Here is a 20,933-nt window from a genome sequence, read left to right as displayed (position 1 = left end):
GAAGGAGGATGGGCTATGCGCGCACCGCGTCCGGGGATCTGCCTGTTGCTGTCCACCCTTCTGGTAACGGCCCTCCTGCTGGCCGGCCCGTTGGCGGCGCGCGCCAGCGAGCAGGAGGTGAGCGTTGACGGTGGCAATGGGCCGCTGGTGGGGACATTGCAGATGCCGGACGGCGCCATGCCGGGACCGGTACCGGCGGTGCTGTTCATCGCCGGCTCCGGCCCTACCGACCGCGACGGCAATGGCCCCTCCCTGCGCACCGACTGCTTGCGCCAGTTGGCCCAATCCCTGGCCCTGAAAGGCGTCGCCACCCTGCGGGTGGACAAGCGCGGCGTGGCGGCCAGCAAGGGGGCCCTGGCGCGGGAGCAGGATTTGCGCCTGGAAACCTATGTCCAGGACGCGGACCGGTGGCTGGCCTTTCTGCGTGCGCAGCCCGCCATCGGCCCCATCTTCGTGCTGGGCCATAGCGAGGGCGGCCTGATCGGCACCCTGCTGGCGCAGCAGACGCCCCTGGCCGGTCTGATCCTGGTGGCGGCGCCGGGGCGTACGTTCGGCGACCTCTTGCGCCAGCAGTTGCCGCGCACGGACATGCCGCTGGACGTGCAGCAGGCGGCCCTGGACGCCATCGCCCGGTTGGAGAGGGGGCAGACCGTGGGACAGGTGCCGCCCCCGCTGATGAGCCTGTTCCGACCGGGCGTGCAGCCCTACCTGATATCCGAATTGACCCGTGACCCGGCGGTGGAGTTGTCGCGGACCACGGTGCCGGTACTGGTCCTGCAAGGGACCAACGACGCGCAAGTCGACATGTCGGACGCCGTCCGCCTGTCCCAGTCCCGGCAGGGCGTCCGGCTGGTGCGGCTGGAGGGGGTGAACCACGTGATGAAGAACGCCCCCCTGAACGACCGCGCCGCCAACCTCGCCACCTATACCGACCCGGGGCTGGCCATCAACCCCGGCATCACCAGCGCCATCGTCGGTTTCATTCAGGCGGCCCGTTAGCGCGGCACGAGCATACAATAAGTTCCACCGTATTTATACAGATGCGGGAATTTAAAAGAATTAGTCATATTCCTAATCGTTTTGATCTTAATTATCTTCTTTCCTTTGCCCAGTTGCCGCTCCAATCATCACGGCGTCTTCCCTCCCCGATAAAGCCGGGGACGCCATGAACCATGAAGGAGGGCTTCTCCCATGTCTACGCAGTCGGCAAGTATATCAATTCAAAATAATACTGGCGGAACGGCGCAAATTTTTCTTTTCCACACCAATTCCACCAATGGGCAACAAAGTGGCTCGTGGACTGCCGCCAATAACGAGACCGTCGGTCCGCTCACGGTTTATTTCGAAACCGGCCCGTCGGGCTGGGGCGTCACGGATTGGTGGGCGGCGATGGCCGTCGTCTCCGATGGACCGAATGCCGGTACCTATGTGAGCTTGAGCGAGCTTGATGTGAACTGGAAAGAGTGCGAGCTGGAAAGCGGTGACGACAGCTCCTCCCCCACGTTCGCTATCAGCACGTCGGAGCTGTCCATCAACCTTGATTCTGGTGGAACCACCTGTGGCATGCAGAAGCTCAGTCCATCGGGCCAGATATCTCATGTGTTCGTGGTGATGCTGGAAAACCATTCATTCGATAATATCTTCGCGCTGTCGGGAATTTCCGGCATCACCGCCGCCACATCGAGTGACTCAAACTCCTACAACGACAACAATTATTCCGTTGGAACGGGCGCCCCGTACAATATGCCGACCGACCCCGGGCATGAATTCCCCGATGTGGTTGAACAACTGGCCGGCGCCAACGCGTCCTATCCCACCAATGGGCCGTATCCGACGATCAACAATTCCGGCTTTGTCGCCAATTACGCCACCTCGACCAGCGAAGACACGGGCTTGCCCACCACAGCGGAGTTGGGCGACATCATGCTGTGTTTTGATACTCCGACGGTGCTGCCGGTTATCTATGGGCTGGCGACCAGTTTCGCGATTTGCGACAACTGGCACTCATCCTTGCCCGGCCCCACCTGGCCCAACCGCTTTTTCCTGCATGGGGCGTCGTCATCCGGTCTCGACACCAGCCCCACCACCGGCGAGATCGCGACTTGGGAGACGGTCGACGGGTTCAAATATCCTAACGGCTCGATCTTCGCCGCGCTTGACGGTGGCGGGATCCCCTATCGGTTGTACAATGACGCCAACGGCGCGCTGCTGAGCCTGTTCAGTGACGATTCCGCCGCAGGGTCGGCGGCGGGGGCTGTGACCCAAGTGGCTTCCCTGACGGGCATCTTCTCGACGGATATCAACTCTGTGGGCACCTTGGGACCCGACCTGCAGACGATCTATCCCTTCCCCTATACGTTCATCGAGCCGCATTACGGTGACATCGTCAACAATACCTATGCCGGCGGTTCGTCCCAGCATCCTATGGACAATATGTATGGTGGCGAGGGTTTGCTGGCATACGTCTATGGCTGCATCCGCAATTCCCCCTATTGGGAAAGCAGCCTGCTTGTCGTGCTCTATGATGAGCATGGCGGGTTTTATGACTCCGTGGCGCCCGGTCCGGCGCCGGCCCCGGGCGACAACCCGGACTATGGCTACAACACCTACGGCTTCAACTTCGAACAATACGGCGTCCGCGTTCCGGCGGTGGTGATCTCCCCCCTGATTCCGGCAGGTACGGTCGATCACACGCTCTATGACCATACCTCGGTGCTGAAGACGCTGGAGACGTTGTTCAATTTGGGATCTTTGACCAAGCGCGACGCGGCCGCGAACGACTTGTTGTCCTTGCTGTCGCTCAGCACGCCACGGACGGATTGCCCGCAGGGGTTCCCCCCGGGGCCGCCCCCCGCCGTCAATACCGAAGCACAGGCCGCCAAGCGCCGCCCCGACAACGAGGCGGTGCCGACAACCGGGAACCTGGCGGGCGCCCTGTATGTGGCCCGGAAGGCCGATTACGAACTGTCCGGTCAAACGCCGGAAGATGTCGTCGCCGTGAAGGCCAGGCACGCGGCGGTTAAAACCCGCGGGGACGCCCGCGCCTACATCTCCTCGATCCTGAACCGGGTGGAGGCGGCAAAGGCGGCCAAGCATAACCCGACCAAGGTGCCCGCCCCCAAGGGCTGAGTACCAACGACCCGCCCTGGCGGCGGGTGTGGTCATGCTGTCGACAAGGCCCTGACCCGTCTTGATGCAGACGGGCCAGGGCGTTTGCCCCGTCAATCAACGGCTTGGGAACCCGCCCCGGCGCGCCATCCCGGGCAGTGCTCCAGGGCCGCCAACGCGTCATCGATCCCCTTCCCCCGTGGCGCCAGGATCCGGGCCAAGGCGGCGACCAGTCCGGCGTCCGGATGTCCCGCGATCGCGGCCGCCTCGGCGTTGCGCGCCAGGTCGGGGCCTTCACCGATGAAGGGGCGCCATCCGGCCAGGCCCGTGCGGATTTCCCTCAGCGCCAAATCACGCGCGGTATCGTCGCCATGGGCATAGCGCAGGAACCAGGCCACCAGGTCATGCCAGCGCGCCAGATTTGGCGGCAGGGTCCGCAGCTGGGGATGGCCCAATACCTCCGGCAGCAGGGCCAAGCCCTCACCGGCCCGGTTGGTCGCCGTCAGCAAGGCCGCGAAGGTCAGGGTGATCATCGGCACGTCCCGGCGGGATCGGGCCCGCGCCAGGCGGAACCAGGTTTCGGCCGCCACCGCATCGCCCGCCGCCCACAGCATCACCGCGTATGTGCCTTTGGCCGCGGCATCCACAAGGGGATAGGCGCTGCCCCGTTCCGCCGCCTTCCGGAACCACCTCAGGGCGTTTTCCCTATCCTGGCGCTCATACCACAGGAAGCAGGCATAGTGGTTGAGCGCCAGCGGATCATCCGCCAGCGCCAGCGCCTGCTGGTAGAGCATCTCCTGGCGGTCGGCGTCCGCGTCACCGATGGCGCGTGCGAAACCGGCGTAGTGGGCCAGGATGTCGGGCGTGGGCGTGCGCAGCAACCGGGCGAAGATCAGCCGCGCCTCGTCCCCCTTGTTCCGGCGCGTGGCCAGGAACAGCGCGAAGGTGGCTTCCAGATGCGCCAGACCCGTGGGCTTGTGGGCGATCAAGGCCCGGTATTCCGCCTCAGCGGCATCCAGGCCGCCCAGGGCTTCCGCGCCGGAGAGGGTTTGGCTGAACGCCTCCCCCCAATCGTAGGGCAGGTCGGGGCCCGCCGTCAGCGCCGGGCCCACCTGCGCCACCAGGCGGCGCCAACTGGCGAAGCCGTAGTCACGCGCCACATCGCGCTGGGCGCCGGCCAGGGTGGCGATCGGATTGGATTGGCGCAGCAGGCGCAATCGCCGCTTCGCCTCCTTCCTCAAATGTTCCAGGCTAGGGCGGGCGGGCAAGGCCCGCGCCGCGCGTGGCGGCGCTTCGTCGGTCATGGAAACCTTCCTTCCAGGGGCGCCCGGTGTCCGCGTCGTTCGGGCAGGAAGCAAGGTTCGGGAATCGGCATTACGACTGGGCTGCGCCCTTCACGCGGACCGTGGGCCCGTCGATGGGCCAGGATCGGAAGATAGCATGGCCCCGCGCGCCCGGTCCAATCCTGGCGCCGGGGCGGGCGGCGCGGGGACGTCGGTGCGCAGCAACTCCGCCTTGTAGCGGCGGCTGGCGGTCGCCGTCAGGCCGGTGTTGAACGTAATGTCCAGGTCGCCGGAGGGGCGGGTGTCCACCCGTTGGATGGCGGCCCGGTTGACCAGGCGGGAACGATGAACCCGCACGAACAGGCTGGCGGGCAGTTCCGCCTGCACGTCGGCCAGCGACCGGCGGACCAGATGGACGCGCTCGGCGGTCATGACCTCGATATATTTGCCGGCGGCGGTGACCTGGATGATCTCCGCCGGGGACACGAACACGCGGCGGGACCCAACCTTCAACTCGATGCGTGGCGGGGTCTCGGGCGCGGGCGCCGGGCCCGCGGCGGCCGCTGGCGGGGACAGGCTGGCGGCCTGCTGCGCCTCCACCAGGGCCACCACCCGCGACAGGCGCACCAGTTGCCTTCCGCCCATCAGGATGGCGACGTCCATCATATAGGCCAGCATGTCCTTGCGGAATTCGTAGGGGAACTCCCGGGCCAAGGGCCCCATGCGATAGGTCCAGCCAACCGCGTCGTAGATCAGGACCCGCAGCCCCATCATGATACCGACATGCACGACGCTGAAGACCAGCATCGTGAGGACATGCAGGGCCAAGGTCCGCCAAGGCGCCCGCCCCCATCCAGGGGCGTGGTCGACGACCAGATAGATCAACGGCAGGGCGACCAGGCTGCCGATGGCGCTGGAATACTCCCAGCATATCGGTTCCCAGGGGGCGATATCGCTTTTGCCGCCACGCGCGTGTTCCGTCAGGACGGAGAAGATGTTGACCGTGGTGGGCAGCAGCGCCGCGACCAGCCACACCAGTGCCCAGGTGGTGCGCGCCGGCAGGGGCCACACTGGCAGCGTCACCGGCCGCGCCGCTTTTTCCACCGTTGGCGCCGTGAACATCGCCGCCCGCTCCCATTCATGTCCCTTGTCCCGCCGCCCATTCCCCCGGGTCTTCCGGAACCGGGCGGCGCGGTGACAGCGTAGCGCCATCGCCAGCCCTCGGGCCAGCCCCATCAGCCCGCCATCAAGGGCCCTTGTGAGAGGACACGCCATCGATGCCCGCCGCCGCGCGCCGCCATGATCTGGACTGGATCCGCGTCATCGCCTTCTTCTTGTTGATCCTCTACCACGTGGGCATGTTCTATGTGCCCTGGGACTGGCATGTGAAAAGCCCGCACCCGGTGCCGGCGCTGGAACCCATCATGCAGTTGACCAGCCCCTGGCGGCTGAGCTTGCTGTTCCTGGTGTCGGGTGCCGCCACCCGCTTCATGGCGGACAAGATGGCGGTGGGCGCCCTGACCCGGGCACGGGTGGCCCGCCTGCTACCGCCCCTGCTGCTGGCCATCTTCGTCATTGTGCCGCCGCAGAGCTTTTTCGAGATCGTGGAGAAGGTGCCGGACCAGGCGCCGCCCTTTGCCGCCTTCTATCTGAAATACGTCACCGGCAGCGGCCATTGGTGCCGGGGGACCGACTGCCTGATGACGCCCACCTACAACCACATGTGGTTCGTGGCCTATCTGCTGGCCTACACCCTGGCGCTGTCCCTGATGCTGACAACCATGGCGGCCGGGCTGAAGCGGCTGGAGCGGGCTTTGGAGACGGGCTTGCGGGGCTGGCGCCTGCTGGTGCTGCCCATCCTGGCGCTGGGCTTGATGCGTTATGCGCTGCTGGACCGTTTCCCCATGACCCATTGGATCGTCAACGACTGGTACGACCACGCCCTGTCGTTCAGCGCCTTCCTTTTCGGCTACCTGGCCGCCAAGTCCGAGACACTGCGCCAAGCCTTCCTGCGCCTGCGCCGGCCCGCCCTGCTGATCGCCGTTCTGTCCTACGCCACCGTCGCCACCTATTTCTGGATTTATCGCGCCGATGACGCGACGCCGCCGGACGCGCTACGCGCCGTGATGCGCTTCGTCTATGCCGCCGACCAGTGGGCGGCCATCGCTGCCGTGCTGGGTTTCGGCGCCCGCCATCTCAACCATGACAGCCCCGCGCTGCGCTATCTCGTGCCGGCGGTCTTCCCCTTCTACCTGGTGCATCAGACGGCGACCGTGGTCCTGGGCCACTATCTCGCCAAGGTGGGCCTGCCGCAGGGGCTGGAAGCCGCCCTGCTGGTGGCCGGCACCTTCGGTACCTGCCTGGGGGTTTACGAGGGGGTGCGGCGGGTGACCATGCTGCGGCCCTGGTTCGGCCTGAAGCCCAGGGGGGCGGGCCGGATGGCCGTGCGGCCCCAAACCGCCTGAGGCGCGATGGACGGCGGCGCTCAGTTCATCAGATTGGCGCTGGGCAGGCTGATGCCCAGCGCCAAGCCGCCGTCCTGCCAGTCGAAATTGAGATGTCCGCCCAATTGCCCCGCCAGCAACAGCTGGCAAACGGTGAGGCCGAAGCCCTTGCGCTGGGGCGGGCGGACATCGTTCAAGCCCCGCTCCCGCCAGCTCAGCGACAGCGCGTCCTCCTCCTGCCGCCAGGACAGGTCGACACGGCCGTCCGGATGGTTCAGCGCGCCGAAGCGGGCGGCGTTGCCCGCCAGCTCGTAAAGCGCCAGGCCCACCGCCTGGGATGCCTGCGGCCCCAGCACCGTCGGCGGGCCGCCGTGGGTGACCCGCGCCCCTTCCGGATCGAAGGGGTCGAAGGAAATGTGGGCCAGGCTGTCCATGTCGGTGCCGACCCATTGCCGGCTGGCCACCTGGCTGTGGATGGCGGCCAGCGCGGAGATGCGCCCCTCCACCAGGGCCACGAAGTCCTCCACCGTGTCCGCCCGGGTCAGGCGCAGGATCGACTGCACCACCGCCAGCGCGTTTTTGGCGCGATGATCGACCTCCTGCATCAGGAAGGATATCTGGCGTTGTGACCGGCGGTTCTGGGCGATGTCGCGGGCGATCTTGGAGGCGCCGATCAGCGTGCCCTCCTGGTCGTGTATCGGCGAGACGGAGAGCGAGATTTCCACCACGTGGCCGTCCTTGTGGCGACGCAGGGTCTCGAAATGGCTGACCCGGTCGCCCTCTTTCAGACGGGCGAGGATGCTGGGCATTTCCCCTTCGCGCCCCGGCGGGGCCAGGATGGCGATGTTCTGACCCAGCATTTCCTCGGCCGTGTAGCCGAACAGACGCTCCGCCGCCGCGTTCCAGCTGGTGACGGTGCCATCCAGGGTCTTGCTGATGATGGCGTCATCCGAGGAATCGACGATCGCGGCCAACATGGCGTGCGGGGACAAGGCTTCCATCGGTCGGCAGTGCCTCCAACCAACCCAAAAAAACAAGGTCGACGCTGGAAAGCACCGGCAAGGCCGGACTTTTCTGTGCGCCCATCGCCCGGGACGCGCTTCAAGGATTTCCGCGAAATCCCCGGAAGAGCGAGGTCCCATCGACAAGGACACTGTGGCCCATCGCCCCATCGCACTTCAAACGGACCTTAGACCTATACCGCGCGCTGTCGTCGGGGCGCGGCAGATAATCGAATGGGCATACATCTATTCTAGAATAGCTCTGATTTATACCGGCGGCTGACCGGAACGACGGCGCCGTTGGTCAGGGTGATGTCCATATCGCCCGAGGGGCGGCCGTCCGTCCGGGCGATGGCGGCGCGATTGACCAGATAGGAGCGATGAACCCGCACGAAGACCGTGACTGGCAGCTCCGCCTGGAATTCGGCCAGTGTGCGGCGGACGAGGTAGGCCGCCTCCGCTGTGATCACCTCGACATAGTTGCCGGCGGATTTCACCACCAGCACGTCGGCCGGATTCAGATAGAGCCGGCGGGAGCCCACCTTCACCTCCAGGCGTAAGGGGGCGGCAGCGGGTGGGCGCTCGCGACCCGCCGCCGCTAGGCTGGCCGCCGTGGCCTCCACCAGGGCGAGGGAGCGCGACAGGCGGATCAGGTGGCGCACACCCACCACCACCAGGACGACCAGCAGATACGTCAGCAGATCCCGGCGGAACTCATAGGGCAGGTCATTCCGCCAGTCCTCGAAATCGTAGCTCTGCCCCAACGCCCCGTAAGCCACCGTGCGCAGCAGCATCATCGCACTCAGGTGAACGAGGCTGAAAACCACCGCCGTGGCGGCGTACTGGCCGATGAAGCGGAGGCGCGCCTCCGCCCACACGGGGGTGTGGTTGATGGACCAGCGCACCAGCGGCAAGGCCAGCAGCAGGGCCACGCCGCTGGAATATTCCCACAGGAAGGGCTCCCACGCCGGGATGGCGCGGTTGGTCCGCGCGTAATCGGTCAGCATGGAAAACGCGTTGATGGTGGTGGGCAGAAAGGCGAATCCCAGCCACACCAAGGCCCAGGCCTTGAGGTTGGGGGTGTCCCAGAACGCGGAAAGTCGGCCCACCGCTTGTCTCAATTTTTCGCCCGTTCGTCCCTGCTTTCCAGCCATCCGTCCCCGCCGGTCCCGGAAATTCCGCCGCCCGCGTCACGGAAATGGCCGCCTTTCGCTTCGCGATTCAGCGTAGGCCATCGCCGCCAAGGCTGCCATCGGACAGACGTCCTACGACCAGGGGCCGAAAGAAACATGATGCCTTCCCGCACAGCGCCCAGTGGAACCCGGCGTCCCGACCTGGACTGGATACGGGTGCTGGCGTTTTTCACTTTGATCGCCTTCCACGTCGGCATGTTTTACGGGCCGTGGGAATGGCACGTGAAAAGCCCCCGCGCGATCCCGGAAATGGCGCCCATCCTGATGCTGACCAGCCCCTGGCGCTTGACCCTGCTGTTCCTGGTGTCCGGCGCCGCCACCCGTTTCATGGCCGACAAGATGACCGTGCGCGCCCTGACCCGGGTGCGGCTGGCCCGCCTGGTGCCGCCGCTGATCCTGGCGGTCCTGGTGCTGGTGCCACCCCAGACCTACTATCAGGTCATCGAGCAGGCGGTGACGCCGGTGGAGACGTTTTACCCCGCCTTCTACTTGAAATACCTGACGGGCAGCGGGCATTGGTGTCGGATCGGCGATTGCCTGACCACACCCACCTATAACCACATGTGGTTCGTGTCCTATCTGCTCATCTACAGTTTGGCGCTATCGGCCCTGTTGGCGCTGGCGGGCCCGCGCCTGCGCGCGCTGGGCGACATGCTGGAGGCCCAACTCACCGATTGGCGCCTGCTGGCCCTGCCCCTTCTGGCGCTGGTGGCGCTGGACCTGCTGGAACTGCGCTTTCCCATCACCCATTGGATGATTCACGACTGGTACAACCACCTCCTGTCTTTCACCGCCTTCCTCTTCGGCTTCCTCATCGCCAAATCCTTGTCTCTGCGCGACGGCTTCATCCGCCTGCGCTGGTGGGGGCTGGCCATCGCCGTCCCAGCCTATGCCCTGGTCGCCCATTACACCTGGGCCCATCCCTTCGGCGGCCCCACCCCGCCCTTGGGCCTGCGCGCGATCATGCGCGTCGTCTATGCCACCCAGCAGTGGGGCGCCATCGTCGCCGTGCTGGGCTTCGGGGCCCGCCATCTGAGCCATGACAGTCCAACGCTACGCTATTTGGTGCAGGCGGTGTTTCCCTTCTACCTGGTGCATCAGACCATCATCGTGGTGGCGGGGCATAATCTGGCCCCCCTGGGCCTGCCCTCGGGGGCGGAGGCGGCCATCATCCTGATCATCACCTTCGGCGGCTGCTTCGCCACCTATGAGGTCGTGAGGCGCGTGAACATCCTGCGCCCGTGGTTCGGCCTCAAGCGTCTCGCCCCCACCATCCAAACCGAGACAACGGAGCCGCAAGGCCAAACGCAGGCGGCGCAGGCATAGGCCGCCGCCAATCCTATGCGGAAGATAGGATTGCTTTTTATGAAAATTCTTTCGGAGTGTCGCAAAGTTTAAACCTAAATTTCACGCCCCTGTGATTATCCCTGGGGCGGGGCGGTTTGTAAGGTGATGCCGCCCCAGGCGCCGGCCCGGCGTCCGGGCCACTTTCGCCCTTGCCAGGACGGTCGCCCGCATGCGCCAGACATCCTCGATCCGCTTTGCCCCCGCTCTCGACCGTCTCGCAGCCTTTTCATCCGCCCTGAACGCCCGCTTGGCGCCCTTGCTGTCCAGCCGGGCCGCCATCGGTGGCCTTCGTGCCCTGGGGTGGGTGGCGGGCGGCCTGGGCCGCCTGGTGCCGCATCCCACCCGGCTGCGGTCCAAGTTCCTGGCCGTGGGTGGAACCCTGTTGTTCCTGGTGCTGCTGCAAAGCGCCATCGGCATCGGCATCGCCCGCCAATCCCGCGCCATCCTGGAGGGCACCACCGCCCAGACCGATGGCGCCATGGCCGATCTGGGCCTGGCCGCGACCTTGAAGAACATGCAGGTGCAGGTCCTGCTGACCCAGACGCTGATGGGTACGTTGGCCGTCGCGGAACCGGCCGAATTGAACAATTCCCTGCGCGCCATCGCCACCACCTACGCCGCCGGCCTGGACGAGGTGCGCCGTGTCGCCGCGCGCGAACGGGCGCAGGCTGCGAATGAGAACAGCCCCTTGGGGGACGTCGACACCAAGGTGCAGATGGCCAAGACCCAATTCGACGCCCTGCAGGAAACGGCGATGGCGCTGAAGCCCCTGGCCGGCCGTTCGGCGGCGCCCGCCGACCAGTTGCTGAAGCTGTCGGCCCAGGTGGACGGCCTGAACGATCATCTCGACCGCATGGCGGAGGCCATGAAGCTGGTGGCCAAGGGCGACCAGGCGCAGGTGCGCGCCGGCAACCAGGCGGGACTGGGCGTCATCGAGGATCTGAACCGCGGCATCCTGGTCAGCACCGTGCTGGGCCTGGTGCTGTGCGGGCTGGCGGCCGCGTTCCTGATGCGGGGCGTGCTCTCCCCGCTGCTGGCCGTCGCCGGAGCCACCCGCGCGCTGGCCGGGGGCCAGTTGGACGTGGCCCTGCCGGCCGCCCGCAAGGATGAGATCGGCGAAATGGTGGACAGCCTGTCCGTCTTCCGTGACAACGCCCGTGCCGTGGAGCGCCTGAATACCGAACGTGACCAGGAGCGCGCGCGGGCGGAGGAAATGCGCCGGCGCGCCTTGGAGGACACGGCCCAGAGCTTCGAGACCAAGGCCGGCCGCATCCTGGGGTCGGTCACCGAGGCCGCCCATGGCCTGGTGGAAACGGCGCGCGCCGTGTCGCGCACCGCCGCCGGCGCCTCCACCGCCGCCAGCGCCGCCGAAACGGCCGCCCAGTCCGCCAATGGCACCATCCAGGGTGCCGTGACCGCCGCCGATGAGCTGCGCGCCTCGACGGCCCACGTCCTGGAAAGCGTGGCCGAGGCCGCCAAGCTGGCCCGCACCACCGCCGACAGCACCAAGGGCACCAGCGAACTGATCGAGCGGCTGACCGTGGCCTCCCGCCGGATCACCGACGTCGTCGCCCTGATCCAGTCCATCGCCGGCCAGACCAACCTGCTGGCCCTGAACGCCACCATCGAGGCGGCGCGGGCGGGCGACGCCGGCCGCGGCTTCGCCGTGGTGGCCAGCGAGGTCAAGGGCCTGGCCGGCCAGACGGCCCAAGCCACCCAGGACATCCAGCAGGAAATCGCCGCCATGCAGACCGCCATCGCCCAATCGGTGCAGGCCTTCCGCGAGATCGTGGCGGCGGTGCAGCGTATCGACCAGGTGAACGACGGTATTTCCCGCACCATCAATGACCAGGCCCGTGTCACCCACGCCATCGCCATCACCATGACCGACGCGGCCCAGGGGGTCACCCGGGTGGGTGGCGACATCGGCACCGTGGCCCGGGCGGCCAACGATACCGGCCTGGCCACCAGCCAGGTGTTCAGCGCCAGCAGCGACCTGTCGGTGCAGGCCCAGGAACTGCAACGCGCCGTCGCCGACTTCCTGTCCGCCATCGTGGCGGCATAGAGCGGTCGTTCCCACGGCGGCCGAGTCGGCCGCAGAATAACCCGGACCGCGGGACGGGCCTCTCCTTGCCCGGGCAACAGGGGGTGGCCCGCGCATCTTTTCGCCAGAAGCCGTGAAACGGGACGCGCGGGCGGCGCATAAAGGACTACCTCCGCAGTAGGGGGATGCCGCGGGGCGTCCTATTCCCTACTTTGTAGCCTGTCAGGCATAAGCGAATTCCCTTATTTACCGCATGTAAACTTGTTTACGATGTTCTGTGTTGGTCCGTGCTGGCACGGGCCCCATTTCCCTCTCCCCCCGCCTGGCGTTCGCTGGCTGGAGGCTGCGGGGATAGGGCCCCCGTGCCAGAGGATGGACATAGGCGACGATCCGTGCTGGGGGTGCCGAGTGTCGGCCCTTGATGGCGGTGATCAAAAAGGCCAAGTCCCCGCATATCCCCTGCCTGTGGAGATGCTGGGGAGACTGCCTTGCCCCTCACGTGCGACAGGATTTAGGAAATGACGACGATAGAAAAGCCCAACAGCGGCCGGGGCAAGACCCGCAAGCGCACCATGCTCGCCGCCGAGGAAGAGAACGGCACAAGTGTCGACAGCTATGTCGGTGGGCGCGTGCGCCTGCGCCGCACCTTGATCGGCATGAGCCAGGAAAAGCTGGGTGAGGCCATTGGCCTGACTTTCCAGCAGGTGCAGAAGTATGAGCGGGGCGCCAACCGCATCTCCGCCTCCATGCTGCACAAGATCGCCCAGATTCTGGACGTTCCCATCAGCTTCTTCTTCGACGGCCTGGGCCCTCAGGGCCAGATTCCCGCCCCCGCCATCGAGGCGGCGGTGGAAGGCGGCCGCCCGCCCAGTGAACGGCGCGAGACCCTGGAACTGGTGCGGGCCTATTCCCGCATCACCGAAAGCTCGGTTCGCGACAGCATCATGGCGTTGGCGAAGTCCCTGGCCAGCCATAACGGCTGATCCCGGTAGGGACCAATCCGGGGGACCGCCAGGCCTATCCGTTTTGCGCTGCGGCATGGTTCGGAACCATCCGTGCCGCTGAAGGATTGAAGAAGCCGGACGATGACGATCGTGTCATCGTCCGGCTTTTTTGTTGGAGCAGCACCCAGGGCCAAAGTCTTCGACAGGGATGCGACCATTGCCCGCCCTGCAACGAGCGCGCAGCGGACATGCGTGGCGAAAACGTGAAGAGTGCAACGAACGGCCGCCGCACGTGAACCTTGTAAAACTTTCCTTAACCGCTGAGGCTGATAGTGGTGGTCATGGGGCAAGATGACACCACCCTGGGGTCACCGCCGAGCAGTTCCAACCCATTACTCATTTCGCTTCCGGTTTCATTAACTTTCCATTCGTCCACACCCTTTGGGTGCGGCCCGATTTCGACCGGAAGGGACATCCTTGGCACGCGAGCGCGCGGGGCATGCACGCTGGTTAAATCAAGGCTGCATCAAACGAGGGCCCGGAACTGACTTTCTGATTGCGGCACCGCAGCAAAAAGCTGGTATCGTTGCCTTGAGCCGGGATGGATGCCATGACAACTTTATCTCTCAAGAAGCCGCTGGGCTTTGAAACTAAACTAACTCTCGACGCCGCGCAGCGCGGTACGGTCAGCGACCGCGGCGCAACAAAGCGCGTCGTCGTGCTGGAGCGTACGCCGACGCCGGTGCGTAGCCGCGACCATGGTGGCGGTGGCGCAAGCCGCGACGGTGGCCGCTTCGACCGTGGGGAGCGCCAGCCCGAGTCCGACCTTCCGGACCGCCGGCAGCCCCGTGGCGAGGCGCCCTACCGTCCGGCGCACTATGACTACGAGCGGCCGGACAGCGATTTCCGCCCCAACTACCGCGCCCTGGAAAACCGTCCGCAGGACACCCGTGAGGGCCGCCCCTTCGGCGGCGAGCAGCGCGGCCGTCCCGCCCGTCCGACCACCCGCCCCGCCCATGCCGGCGGCCGTGGCCGGGAGGATGACGCCAGCGACCGGCCGCACGTCCTGTGGCCGCCCCGCGTGGTGGTCAACGATTTCGACGGCAATGCCATCTCCCTGCCCCGCGTGGCCGGCACGCCCTTGGAACTGCCCGAGGATTTGGCCCGGGTCCACGCCCAGTTGAGCCGCCGTTTCCCGGAAGCCTTCCCGGAAGCCCCGGTGCCGCTGAGCCTGACGGTGGAAAAGGAACTGGCCCGGGCGCTTGGCGACGCCGACATGATGGCCATCGCCGAGTCCTTCCTGTTCGTCTACCGCGCCCACCCGACCTATCTGGCATCCGTGGTGCGCAACACCCGGCGTGTCACGTTGGACGGCGCCCGGGCGGAACGGATCGAACCCGAGGAACGTGAACAGGCGCTGTGGACCTTGCGCGCCCTGGACACCACCTTCCAATAAGACCGCTCTTCTTCAAAGTATCCCGGCTCCCAGAAAAACGGCCGCTCCAGCGATGGGGCGGCCGTTTTCCTTGGCGAGCCGGAAGGGCGGCTCAGGCGGAGGGCTGTTCCTCGGCGTCGGACAGGAAACGTTCGCGCAGCAGTTCCCAGTCCTGGCGGCCGAACTCGACGGCCGACTGGGCCACGGCGACCGCGCGCTCCAGGTCCGCCGCCACGCAGGCCTCGTGCAGGGCCATGGCCAGATCCTGCAACCGGATCAGGCCGCAGGTGCCGGCCGTCGCCATCAGGTCGTGCGACTCCGCGCGCAAGGCCTTCAGGTCCCGGTTGCGGGCGGCCTCCGCCAGCGTCTCCACCCGCTGCTTGCCCAGTGTCAGGAAGCCGCTGACGATGCGGATGAAGTCCGGCCGGGCGGCCATGGCGGCCAGCTCACCCAGCCTGTCCTCCGCCAGGATGCCGAACAGCGGGGGGACGTTGGCCACCGGCTGCTGTGGCGTTTCCGGCTCAACCGACGGGCCGCAGGCCCAGTGCACCACCTTGCCGATGAAGTGGCCCCGGTCGAAGGGCTTGGCCACATAATCATCCATGCCGGCCGCCAGGTATTCCTCGCGCATGCCGGTCATGGCGTTGGCGGTGATGGCGATGATGGGCATCCGGGCGCCCATGGCGCGCATGCGCCGCGTGGCCTCGATGCCGTCCATGCGGGGCATCTGAATGTCCATCAGCACCAGGTCGAAGCGGCGGCAACGCACCGCCTCCAGCGCGTCGACGCCGTCTTGCACCAACACCGCCTCGAACCCCTCCTTGGCCAGCATCAGGCTGGCCACCTCCTGGTTCACAGGATTGTCCTCCACCAGCAGGACACAGCGGCCGGCGCCCCTGCCCTGGGCGGGGCCGGGCGGGGTGCCGCTCCCGCCCCAAACCGCCGGCGAGGGGCGGCTGACTGGCAAGCGGGCGCCGAAATCCTCGTGGAACGGCTGCTCCGCTGGCTCCAGCGGCACCGTGAACCAGAAGGTGCTGCCCGATCCCGGCTCGCTGGAGACGCCAATGGTGCCACCCATCAGTTGCACCAGCTGCCGGCAAATGGCCAAGCCCAGTCCGGTGCCGCCGAACCGCCGGGTGATCGAGGTGTCGGCCTGGCTGAAGCTTTCGAACAGGCGGGCGGCCTGCTCCGCGTTGACGCCGATGCCGGTGTCCCGCACCTCCCCCCGCAGGCTGAGGGACGCCTTGGCCCCAGCGCGTGCCTGTGGTGTCAGGGTCAGCCCCACCTCGACCTCCCCCCGCGAGGTGAACTTGACGGCGTTGCCCACCAGGTTCACCAGAATCTGACGCAGCCGGGTGGGGTCGCCCCGCACCAGCACCTGGCGATCGCCCGCCCCCTCCTCCCCGTCGTTGGCGCCGGGCCCGCCGACCAGCAGGCGGGTGCGGAAGGCCAGGCCCTTTTCCCGGGCCCTGGGCGCCAGGATGGTGGCGACACCGTCCAGCAGGCCGCCCAGCGAAAAGTCGACGATGTCGAGATCGACCTTGCCCGCCTCCAGCTTGGAGATGTCCAGGATGTCGTCGATCACGCCCAGCAGGGCCTCCGCGCTTTCGCGGATGGCCTGGGCGAATCCCCGCTGTTCCTCGGTCAGGGGCGTGTCCAGCAACAGCTGGACCATCCCCATGACGCCGTTCATGGGGGTGCGGATCTCGTGGCTCATGTTGGCCAGGAATTCCGACTTGCTCTGGCTGGCGGCCTGGGCTTGCACCCGGGCGCGGTCCAGGTCCCGGGCCAGCACCGCCAAATCATGGGCCTGACGCTCCAGCCGCTCCTGCTTTTCCGTCAGCGCGGCATTGGTGGCCTTCAGGTCCCGGGTGCGGCGGGCGACATCCCCCTCCAATCCTTCCAGCAGACTGACATTGTCGAAGCCGGCCGGGATCTTGGTGGCGAACAGTTCCAGCAGCCGCTGGTCCATGGCCGATGGCGGTTCCTGCGCCTTGATCAGCACCACCGTGCGTCCCACCTCGCGGCTGGAAATGTGCAGCACGCTCAATTCATCCACGAACAGCGAGCGCTTGGTGACCAGCGCCCGTTCGATCAGGTCGGCGCCGGGTATGACGCCGCCGACCTGGTCGTTCAGGTGGGCGTAGACGCCGCTGGCCGCCAGCACGCCCAGGGGCTGGCCCTCCAGCGCGTGCACGCACACCACGCCCACGGGGGCGCAACTGAGGAAGCTACCCACCTGGGTCAGCACGCCGGTGGCGAAATCCCGCATGGAGCGGATTTGAAACAGGGTGGCGGCGCTGTCGATGATGCGCTCCAGCCCCCGCTTGTTCTCCTCCAGCGCCACGATGTGCCCATAGGAACGCAGCGCCGTGATGATGGTGCTGGTCAGGCGGGCGGCGCTCAGGTCCGCCTTGGGGCGGTAATCGTCGATATCGTAGTCAACGATGACCTGTTCCTCCGGCGCCATGCCGGGCTGGCCCGTGCGCAGGATGATGCGCGCCGCCTCATACCCCAGGTCGCGGCGGATCCGGCGGGCCAGCACCAGGCCGGCATCATCGGTTTCCATCACCACATCCAACAGGATGACGGCGACGTCCGGCACGTCGGTCAGCACCTTGAACCCCTCGGCACCGGAATAGGCCGACAGGATCTCCACTTTGCGGTCGCGGAAGCGTAGGCGGTTCAGAACCATGCGGGTGAGGGCGTGGACCTCGGCATCGTCGTCGACGACCAGGACTTTCCAGGGCGGCACGATATCCGTCCGCCGGGGCTTGCCGCCCCCATCCTGATCATCCGGCCACATGGCCTCGTCCCCATCCTGCATTGGCCATCTTCCCCTTGGGGCGCCTACCCCCTTTTCAGGAAACCCACCGTTTCACCAGGCTGTTCCCTTTGGCTGGCCGCGCCGAAATCACCAGGCGGCCGCTTGTGTCAGACTATCGCAGATACTGGATCGAAGACATTCCTCATAAGGTTTCGTCAGCATTCAGCGACAGCTTTTCCAAGTTGGCGCGTATATCCGTCAAGCCGGTTCTAGAACGGCGAAGACGAATCTGACGAGGCTTGTAGATCCATGTCCCGCTTCCGAACTCAACTTTTGTCGACCCTGGCGGTCGGTGTCTTTGCCGTTGGTGTTGCGGCCGGCGCCTTCGCCCAGGACGGTAACCGCCCGGGCCAGCCGCCGGCGCCGCAAGAGCGCCGCCACGGTGGTCCCTGGGAACATGTGGATGGCCGGCTGGCCTTCTTGAAGGCTGAACTGAAAATCACTGCCGCCCAGGAAGGGCAGTGGAAGAAGTTCGAGGCCCTGGTCCGCGCCGATGCCGAGGAAATGAAGCAGAAGGCCGCGACGTTCGAGGCCGAGCACAAGGCGCGCTGGGAAAAGATCGAGGCGGCGAAGAAGGCCGGCCAGCCGGTGGAGCCCCCTGCCCCGCCGGCGCTGACCGAGCGTCTGGACCGCGCCGAGAAGATGGCGACCGAGCACGCCAAGCATCTCACCGAGATGAAGGCCGTCCTGACCCCGCTGTACGCCAGCTTCACGCCGGAGCAGAAGGAAAAGGCCGACCAGATGCTGGCCCATGGCTTCGGCCCGGGCGGCCATCATGGCCCCGGTCATCACGGTTTCGGCGGCCCGCGTTTCGGCGGCGGGCATCCGGGCATGGGTGATGGTGACCAAGGCATGCACGGTGGCCCGGGCCGTCCCGGCCCCGACGGCGATGACGACGGCGACATGCCGCCTCCGCCGCCGGATATGGACGACGCCAACTGATCTGGCGGTTCGTGCCGAGAAGCGCGCCTTAGAAGAAGACGGCGGTGGATCGTTGGGATCCACCGCCGTTTTTCTTTGGCCGCCTTTTGGGTGCCGCCTTTTTTGAAGACTCGGCCGCGTCAGCCACGGTTGGGGACCAGGGACACCAGGGCGGCCAGAACCGCCGGCACGGCCATCGCTCCGTAAAGCCAGTACGCCGCCGACTGGGCGCCGCCGATCCCACCAGGGTCGACCAGGCCAGCACCGTTGGCGATGACGCCGGCCAGCGCGGCCCCGAAGGCGCCGCCCAGCGACTGCATCGTGGCGATGGCGGCCGACGCTTTGTCCTGCTCCGCCTCTCCCGCCCATTTCAACACGCCGGCCACCAAATGGGCCCAGCACAGGCCGACGCCACCGCCCATCAACAGCATGGCCAGGATGGCTGGCGCCATGACCGCAAGTCCATCCCACGGGCCACCATTCGCCAGCAGGGGCGCCAGGGCGAACGTGGCGCCAGCCTCCAGCACGCAGCCGGCGGTGACGGCCAGCACGGCGCGCCGCCCGCTGAGCGTGCCGGTGAAGAAGGCCGTCAGCGTCCATCCCAGCGCCACCAGGGCCACCAGATACCCGGACATCAACGGCGGCACACCGTGCAGGGTTTGCAGGAAATAGGGGATGTAAACGTCGCTCGACACCGTGACGATCAGCGCCGCCATGATGAGATATAGCCGGGCGATAGGCTGGCCGATCAGGACGGCGCCGCAGGGCAGCAGCCGGGTGGAACCACGCCGTTCCACCACCACCATGGCGGTGGTCAGCGCCAGGGAGGCCGTCAGCAGCAAGGCCTTCACGCCCGGGCGCGCTTCCGTCCCGGCCGTGCTGACCAGCAGCACGGCGGACAGCAGCAAGCCGATTTGGGCCAGTGGTGTGCGATCCTTCGCCCGATCGTCCAGCACGGCCGGCAGCAGGCGCCTGGCGAAAGCCGCCATCAACAGCGCCGGCGGCAACAGCACGAAGAAGGCGTGGCGCCAGTTGGAACCGTCGGCGAACAGCCCGCCCGCGGTGGGCCCCAGGAAGGTCGCCACCCCCCAGATGGCGGCATAGAGAGTGGAGGCCTTGCGCCACAGCGGTTCAGGATAGACATGGCGGATGAAGGCATAGGCGAGGCCCGACAGCATGCCGGCGCCCAGCCCCTGCACCGCGCGGCCCAGCAATACGACGGCCATGCTGGGCGCCAAGGCGCAGATCAGGCTACCGGCGCTGAACACCAGGGCGCCCACGGTATAGACGCCGCGCAGGCCCAACGCCCGGGGCCGCAACGCGACGAACATCGATCCCAGCACGGCGGCGGCGACATACAGGGTGGTGACCCAGGCGAACAGTTCCAACCCGCCGATGTCGCGAACGATGGACGGCGCCACCGTGGCCGTGACGTAGGTCTCCACCGCGAACAGGGTGACGCCGCCCCCCAGCATCAGGGTGCCGGGCAAAAGGGCGCGGGAGAACAGGCGGAAGACTGATGGGGGCTGTGCCGCGACCGGGTCCGGAACAGGCTTGGCCGACCGGCCGGCGGATGATTGGGGGGACATGGCGGACATTTTCCTCGCGGGCTTATCCTTGACCTGTCGGATAATTTTTTCCAAGTTATTAATTGGGAAATAGGTTCCACACCGATTAAAGCAAGCGTAAACTTGGAATATTATGCGCCAGTCCCCCATGACTCGCCTGCTGCTGCTGCTTAAGACGGATGGCCCCCAGGCGACCGCCGCCCTGGCCACGACGCTGGGCATCACCGGCGAGGCCGCGCGCCAGCAGCTGTCGCGCATGGCGGGCGATGGATTGGTGGAAAGCGTGAGCGAGGAGGCGACAGGCCGGGGACGCCCCCGCCAGCTGTGGCACCTGACGCCGGCAGGCCATGCCCGGTTCCCTGACGGCCACGCGGCACTGACCACGGCCCTGCTATCCAGCGTCGTTGCCCACCTTGGCGCCGATGCCCTGGACAGGGTCATCGCGGCGCGCGAGGCGGAGGTCTTGGCCCGCTATCGCGCCGGCCTGGCAGACGCCCCCGATCTGGCTGGCCGCGTCCATCGCCTGACGGCCCTGCGCACGGCGGAAGGGTATATGGCCGACTGCTGGCGGGAGGCGGACGGAAGCTGGACATTGGTGGAAAACCACTGCCCGATCTGTGCCGCGGCCACGGCCTGCGCGGGGTTCTGCCGCTCGGAGCTGGAAACCTTCCGGGCGGCGCTGGGGGCCCGGGTGGAGCGGACCGACCACATCCCCCAAGGGGCGCGACGCTGCGCCTATCGCATCGTCGAAGAGGGGTAGCGCCGGCCAAGGAAGTGGCGTCGCGGGACGCCACAGGGGCCTGGAGTCTTTCCAGCAC

The 20,933-nt window shown here is 66.7% G+C and carries 15 protein-coding genes; 9 read left to right on the top strand and 6 right to left on the bottom strand.

The window, feature by feature from the left end; translation table 11 throughout:
• The first annotated feature begins 15 nt into the window (after positions 1-15).
• Together FHS74_RS04210 and FHS74_RS04205 are read left to right on the top strand one after the other, a co-directional pair.
• Positions 16-999, top strand: coding sequence for an alpha/beta hydrolase (locus FHS74_RS04210; protein ID WP_184797761.1), 984 nt, complete (start codon positions 16-18; stop codon positions 997-999).
• Between the two features lie 192 nt (positions 1,000-1,191).
• Positions 1,192-3,129, top strand: coding sequence for an alkaline phosphatase family protein (locus FHS74_RS04205; RefSeq protein WP_211106097.1), 1,938 nt, complete (start codon positions 1,192-1,194; stop codon positions 3,127-3,129).
• 92 nt (positions 3,130-3,221) lie between these two features.
• On the opposite strand, the gene FHS74_RS04200 is transcribed toward FHS74_RS04205, so the two are convergent.
• On the bottom strand, positions 3,222-4,412 hold the full coding sequence (locus FHS74_RS04200) for a tetratricopeptide repeat protein (RefSeq protein ID WP_184797759.1): 1,191 nt from the start codon (positions 4,410-4,412) through the stop codon (positions 3,222-3,224).
• Positions 4,413-4,502: 90 nt separating this feature from the next.
• Positions 4,503-5,513, bottom strand: a complete 1,011-nt coding sequence (locus FHS74_RS04195) for a LytTR family DNA-binding domain-containing protein (protein ID WP_184797757.1) — start codon at positions 5,511-5,513, stop codon at positions 4,503-4,505.
• A 155-nt stretch (positions 5,514-5,668) separates the two neighbouring features.
• Here FHS74_RS04195 and FHS74_RS04190 point away from each other — a divergent pair, with 155 nt between their 5' ends.
• Positions 5,669-6,856 (top strand): acyltransferase family protein, encoded by a 1,188-nt coding sequence (locus tag FHS74_RS04190; RefSeq protein WP_184797755.1) that lies wholly within the window; start codon positions 5,669-5,671, stop codon positions 6,854-6,856.
• Positions 6,857-6,876: 20 nt separating this feature from the next.
• Here FHS74_RS04190 and FHS74_RS04185 read toward each other — a convergent pair whose 3' ends face one another.
• Complete coding sequence (locus tag FHS74_RS04185) at positions 6,877-7,836, bottom strand: PAS domain S-box protein (RefSeq protein WP_184797753.1); 960 nt, start codon at positions 7,834-7,836, stop codon at positions 6,877-6,879.
• Positions 7,837-8,087: 251 nt separating this feature from the next.
• Positions 8,088-8,945 (bottom strand): LytTR family transcriptional regulator DNA-binding domain-containing protein, encoded by an 858-nt coding sequence (locus FHS74_RS31110; RefSeq protein ID WP_184797751.1) that lies wholly within the window; start codon positions 8,943-8,945, stop codon positions 8,088-8,090.
• A 180-nt stretch (positions 8,946-9,125) separates the two neighbouring features.
• Here FHS74_RS31110 and FHS74_RS04175 point away from each other — a divergent pair, with 180 nt between their 5' ends.
• From FHS74_RS04175 to FHS74_RS04160, 4 genes are all read left to right on the top strand, one after another.
• On the top strand, positions 9,126-10,355 hold the full coding sequence (locus tag FHS74_RS04175) for an acyltransferase family protein (protein WP_211106096.1): 1,230 nt from the start codon (positions 9,126-9,128) through the stop codon (positions 10,353-10,355).
• A 190-nt stretch (positions 10,356-10,545) separates the two neighbouring features.
• A complete protein-coding gene (locus FHS74_RS04170) occupies positions 10,546-12,441 on the top strand; it encodes a methyl-accepting chemotaxis protein (RefSeq protein WP_184797749.1) in 1,896 nt (631 codons plus the stop codon).
• Between the two features lie 551 nt (positions 12,442-12,992).
• Complete coding sequence (locus tag FHS74_RS04165) at positions 12,993-13,403, top strand: helix-turn-helix domain-containing protein (protein ID WP_184798261.1); 411 nt, start codon at positions 12,993-12,995, stop codon at positions 13,401-13,403.
• Positions 13,404-13,974: 571 nt separating this feature from the next.
• The gene (locus tag FHS74_RS04160) at positions 13,975-14,820 is read left to right on the top strand and encodes a ProQ/FINO family protein (protein WP_184797747.1); all 846 of its coding nucleotides are present in this window, start codon (positions 13,975-13,977) and stop codon (positions 14,818-14,820) included.
• 91 nt (positions 14,821-14,911) lie between these two features.
• On the opposite strand, the gene FHS74_RS04155 is transcribed toward FHS74_RS04160, so the two are convergent.
• Entirely contained in the window at positions 14,912-17,626 is a 2,715-nt protein-coding gene (locus tag FHS74_RS04155) for a response regulator (RefSeq protein WP_184797745.1), read from the bottom strand.
• A 249-nt stretch (positions 17,627-17,875) separates the two neighbouring features.
• On the opposite strand from FHS74_RS04155, the gene FHS74_RS04150 reads away from it, so the two are divergent.
• On the top strand, positions 17,876-18,568 hold the full coding sequence (locus FHS74_RS04150) for a Spy/CpxP family protein refolding chaperone (RefSeq protein ID WP_184797743.1): 693 nt from the start codon (positions 17,876-17,878) through the stop codon (positions 18,566-18,568).
• A 119-nt stretch (positions 18,569-18,687) separates the two neighbouring features.
• On the opposite strand, the gene FHS74_RS04145 is transcribed toward FHS74_RS04150, so the two are convergent.
• Positions 18,688-20,136, bottom strand: a complete 1,449-nt coding sequence (locus tag FHS74_RS04145) for an MFS transporter (RefSeq protein ID WP_184797741.1) — start codon at positions 20,134-20,136, stop codon at positions 18,688-18,690.
• Positions 20,137-20,263: 127 nt separating this feature from the next.
• On the opposite strand from FHS74_RS04145, the gene FHS74_RS04140 reads away from it, so the two are divergent.
• Entirely contained in the window at positions 20,264-20,875 is a 612-nt protein-coding gene (locus FHS74_RS04140) for a helix-turn-helix transcriptional regulator (protein ID WP_211106095.1), read from the top strand.
• Positions 20,876-20,933: the final 58 nt, after the last annotated feature.

Source organism: Nitrospirillum iridis (assembly GCF_014205765.1).
GTDB lineage: Bacteria > Pseudomonadota > Alphaproteobacteria > Azospirillales > Azospirillaceae > Nitrospirillum > Nitrospirillum iridis.
Note: the sequence above shows the minus strand (reverse complement) of the source record. Positions and strands in the feature narration are given on the sequence as shown.

Excerpts from the sequence above, each read along its gene's own strand:
- FHS74_RS04200 (WP_184797759.1), bottom strand. The coding sequence starts at position 4,412 with ATGACCGACGAAGCGCCGCCACGCGCGGCGCGGGCCTTGCCCGCCCGC.
- FHS74_RS04205 (WP_211106097.1), top strand. The coding sequence starts at position 1,192 with ATGTCTACGCAGTCGGCAAGTATATCAATTCAAAATAATACTGGCGGA.
- FHS74_RS04155 (WP_184797745.1), bottom strand. The coding sequence starts at position 17,626 with ATGCAGGATGGGGACGAGGCCATGTGGCCGGATGATCAGGATGGGGGC.
- FHS74_RS04165 (WP_184798261.1), top strand. The coding sequence starts at position 12,993 with ATGCTCGCCGCCGAGGAAGAGAACGGCACAAGTGTCGACAGCTATGTC.
- FHS74_RS04150 (WP_184797743.1), top strand. The coding sequence starts at position 17,876 with ATGTCCCGCTTCCGAACTCAACTTTTGTCGACCCTGGCGGTCGGTGTC.
- FHS74_RS04145 (WP_184797741.1), bottom strand. The coding sequence starts at position 20,136 with ATGTCCCCCCAATCATCCGCCGGCCGGTCGGCCAAGCCTGTTCCGGAC.
- FHS74_RS04160 (WP_184797747.1), top strand. The coding sequence starts at position 13,975 with ATGACAACTTTATCTCTCAAGAAGCCGCTGGGCTTTGAAACTAAACTA.
- FHS74_RS04170 (WP_184797749.1), top strand. The coding sequence starts at position 10,546 with ATGCGCCAGACATCCTCGATCCGCTTTGCCCCCGCTCTCGACCGTCTC.
- FHS74_RS04185 (WP_184797753.1), bottom strand. The coding sequence starts at position 7,836 with ATGGAAGCCTTGTCCCCGCACGCCATGTTGGCCGCGATCGTCGATTCC.
- FHS74_RS04190 (WP_184797755.1), top strand. The coding sequence starts at position 5,669 with ATGCCCGCCGCCGCGCGCCGCCATGATCTGGACTGGATCCGCGTCATC.
- FHS74_RS04195 (WP_184797757.1), bottom strand. The coding sequence starts at position 5,513 with ATGTTCACGGCGCCAACGGTGGAAAAAGCGGCGCGGCCGGTGACGCTG.
- FHS74_RS04210 (WP_184797761.1), top strand. The coding sequence starts at position 16 with ATGCGCGCACCGCGTCCGGGGATCTGCCTGTTGCTGTCCACCCTTCTG.
- FHS74_RS04140 (WP_211106095.1), top strand. The coding sequence starts at position 20,264 with ATGACTCGCCTGCTGCTGCTGCTTAAGACGGATGGCCCCCAGGCGACC.
- FHS74_RS04175 (WP_211106096.1), top strand. The coding sequence starts at position 9,126 with ATGATGCCTTCCCGCACAGCGCCCAGTGGAACCCGGCGTCCCGACCTG.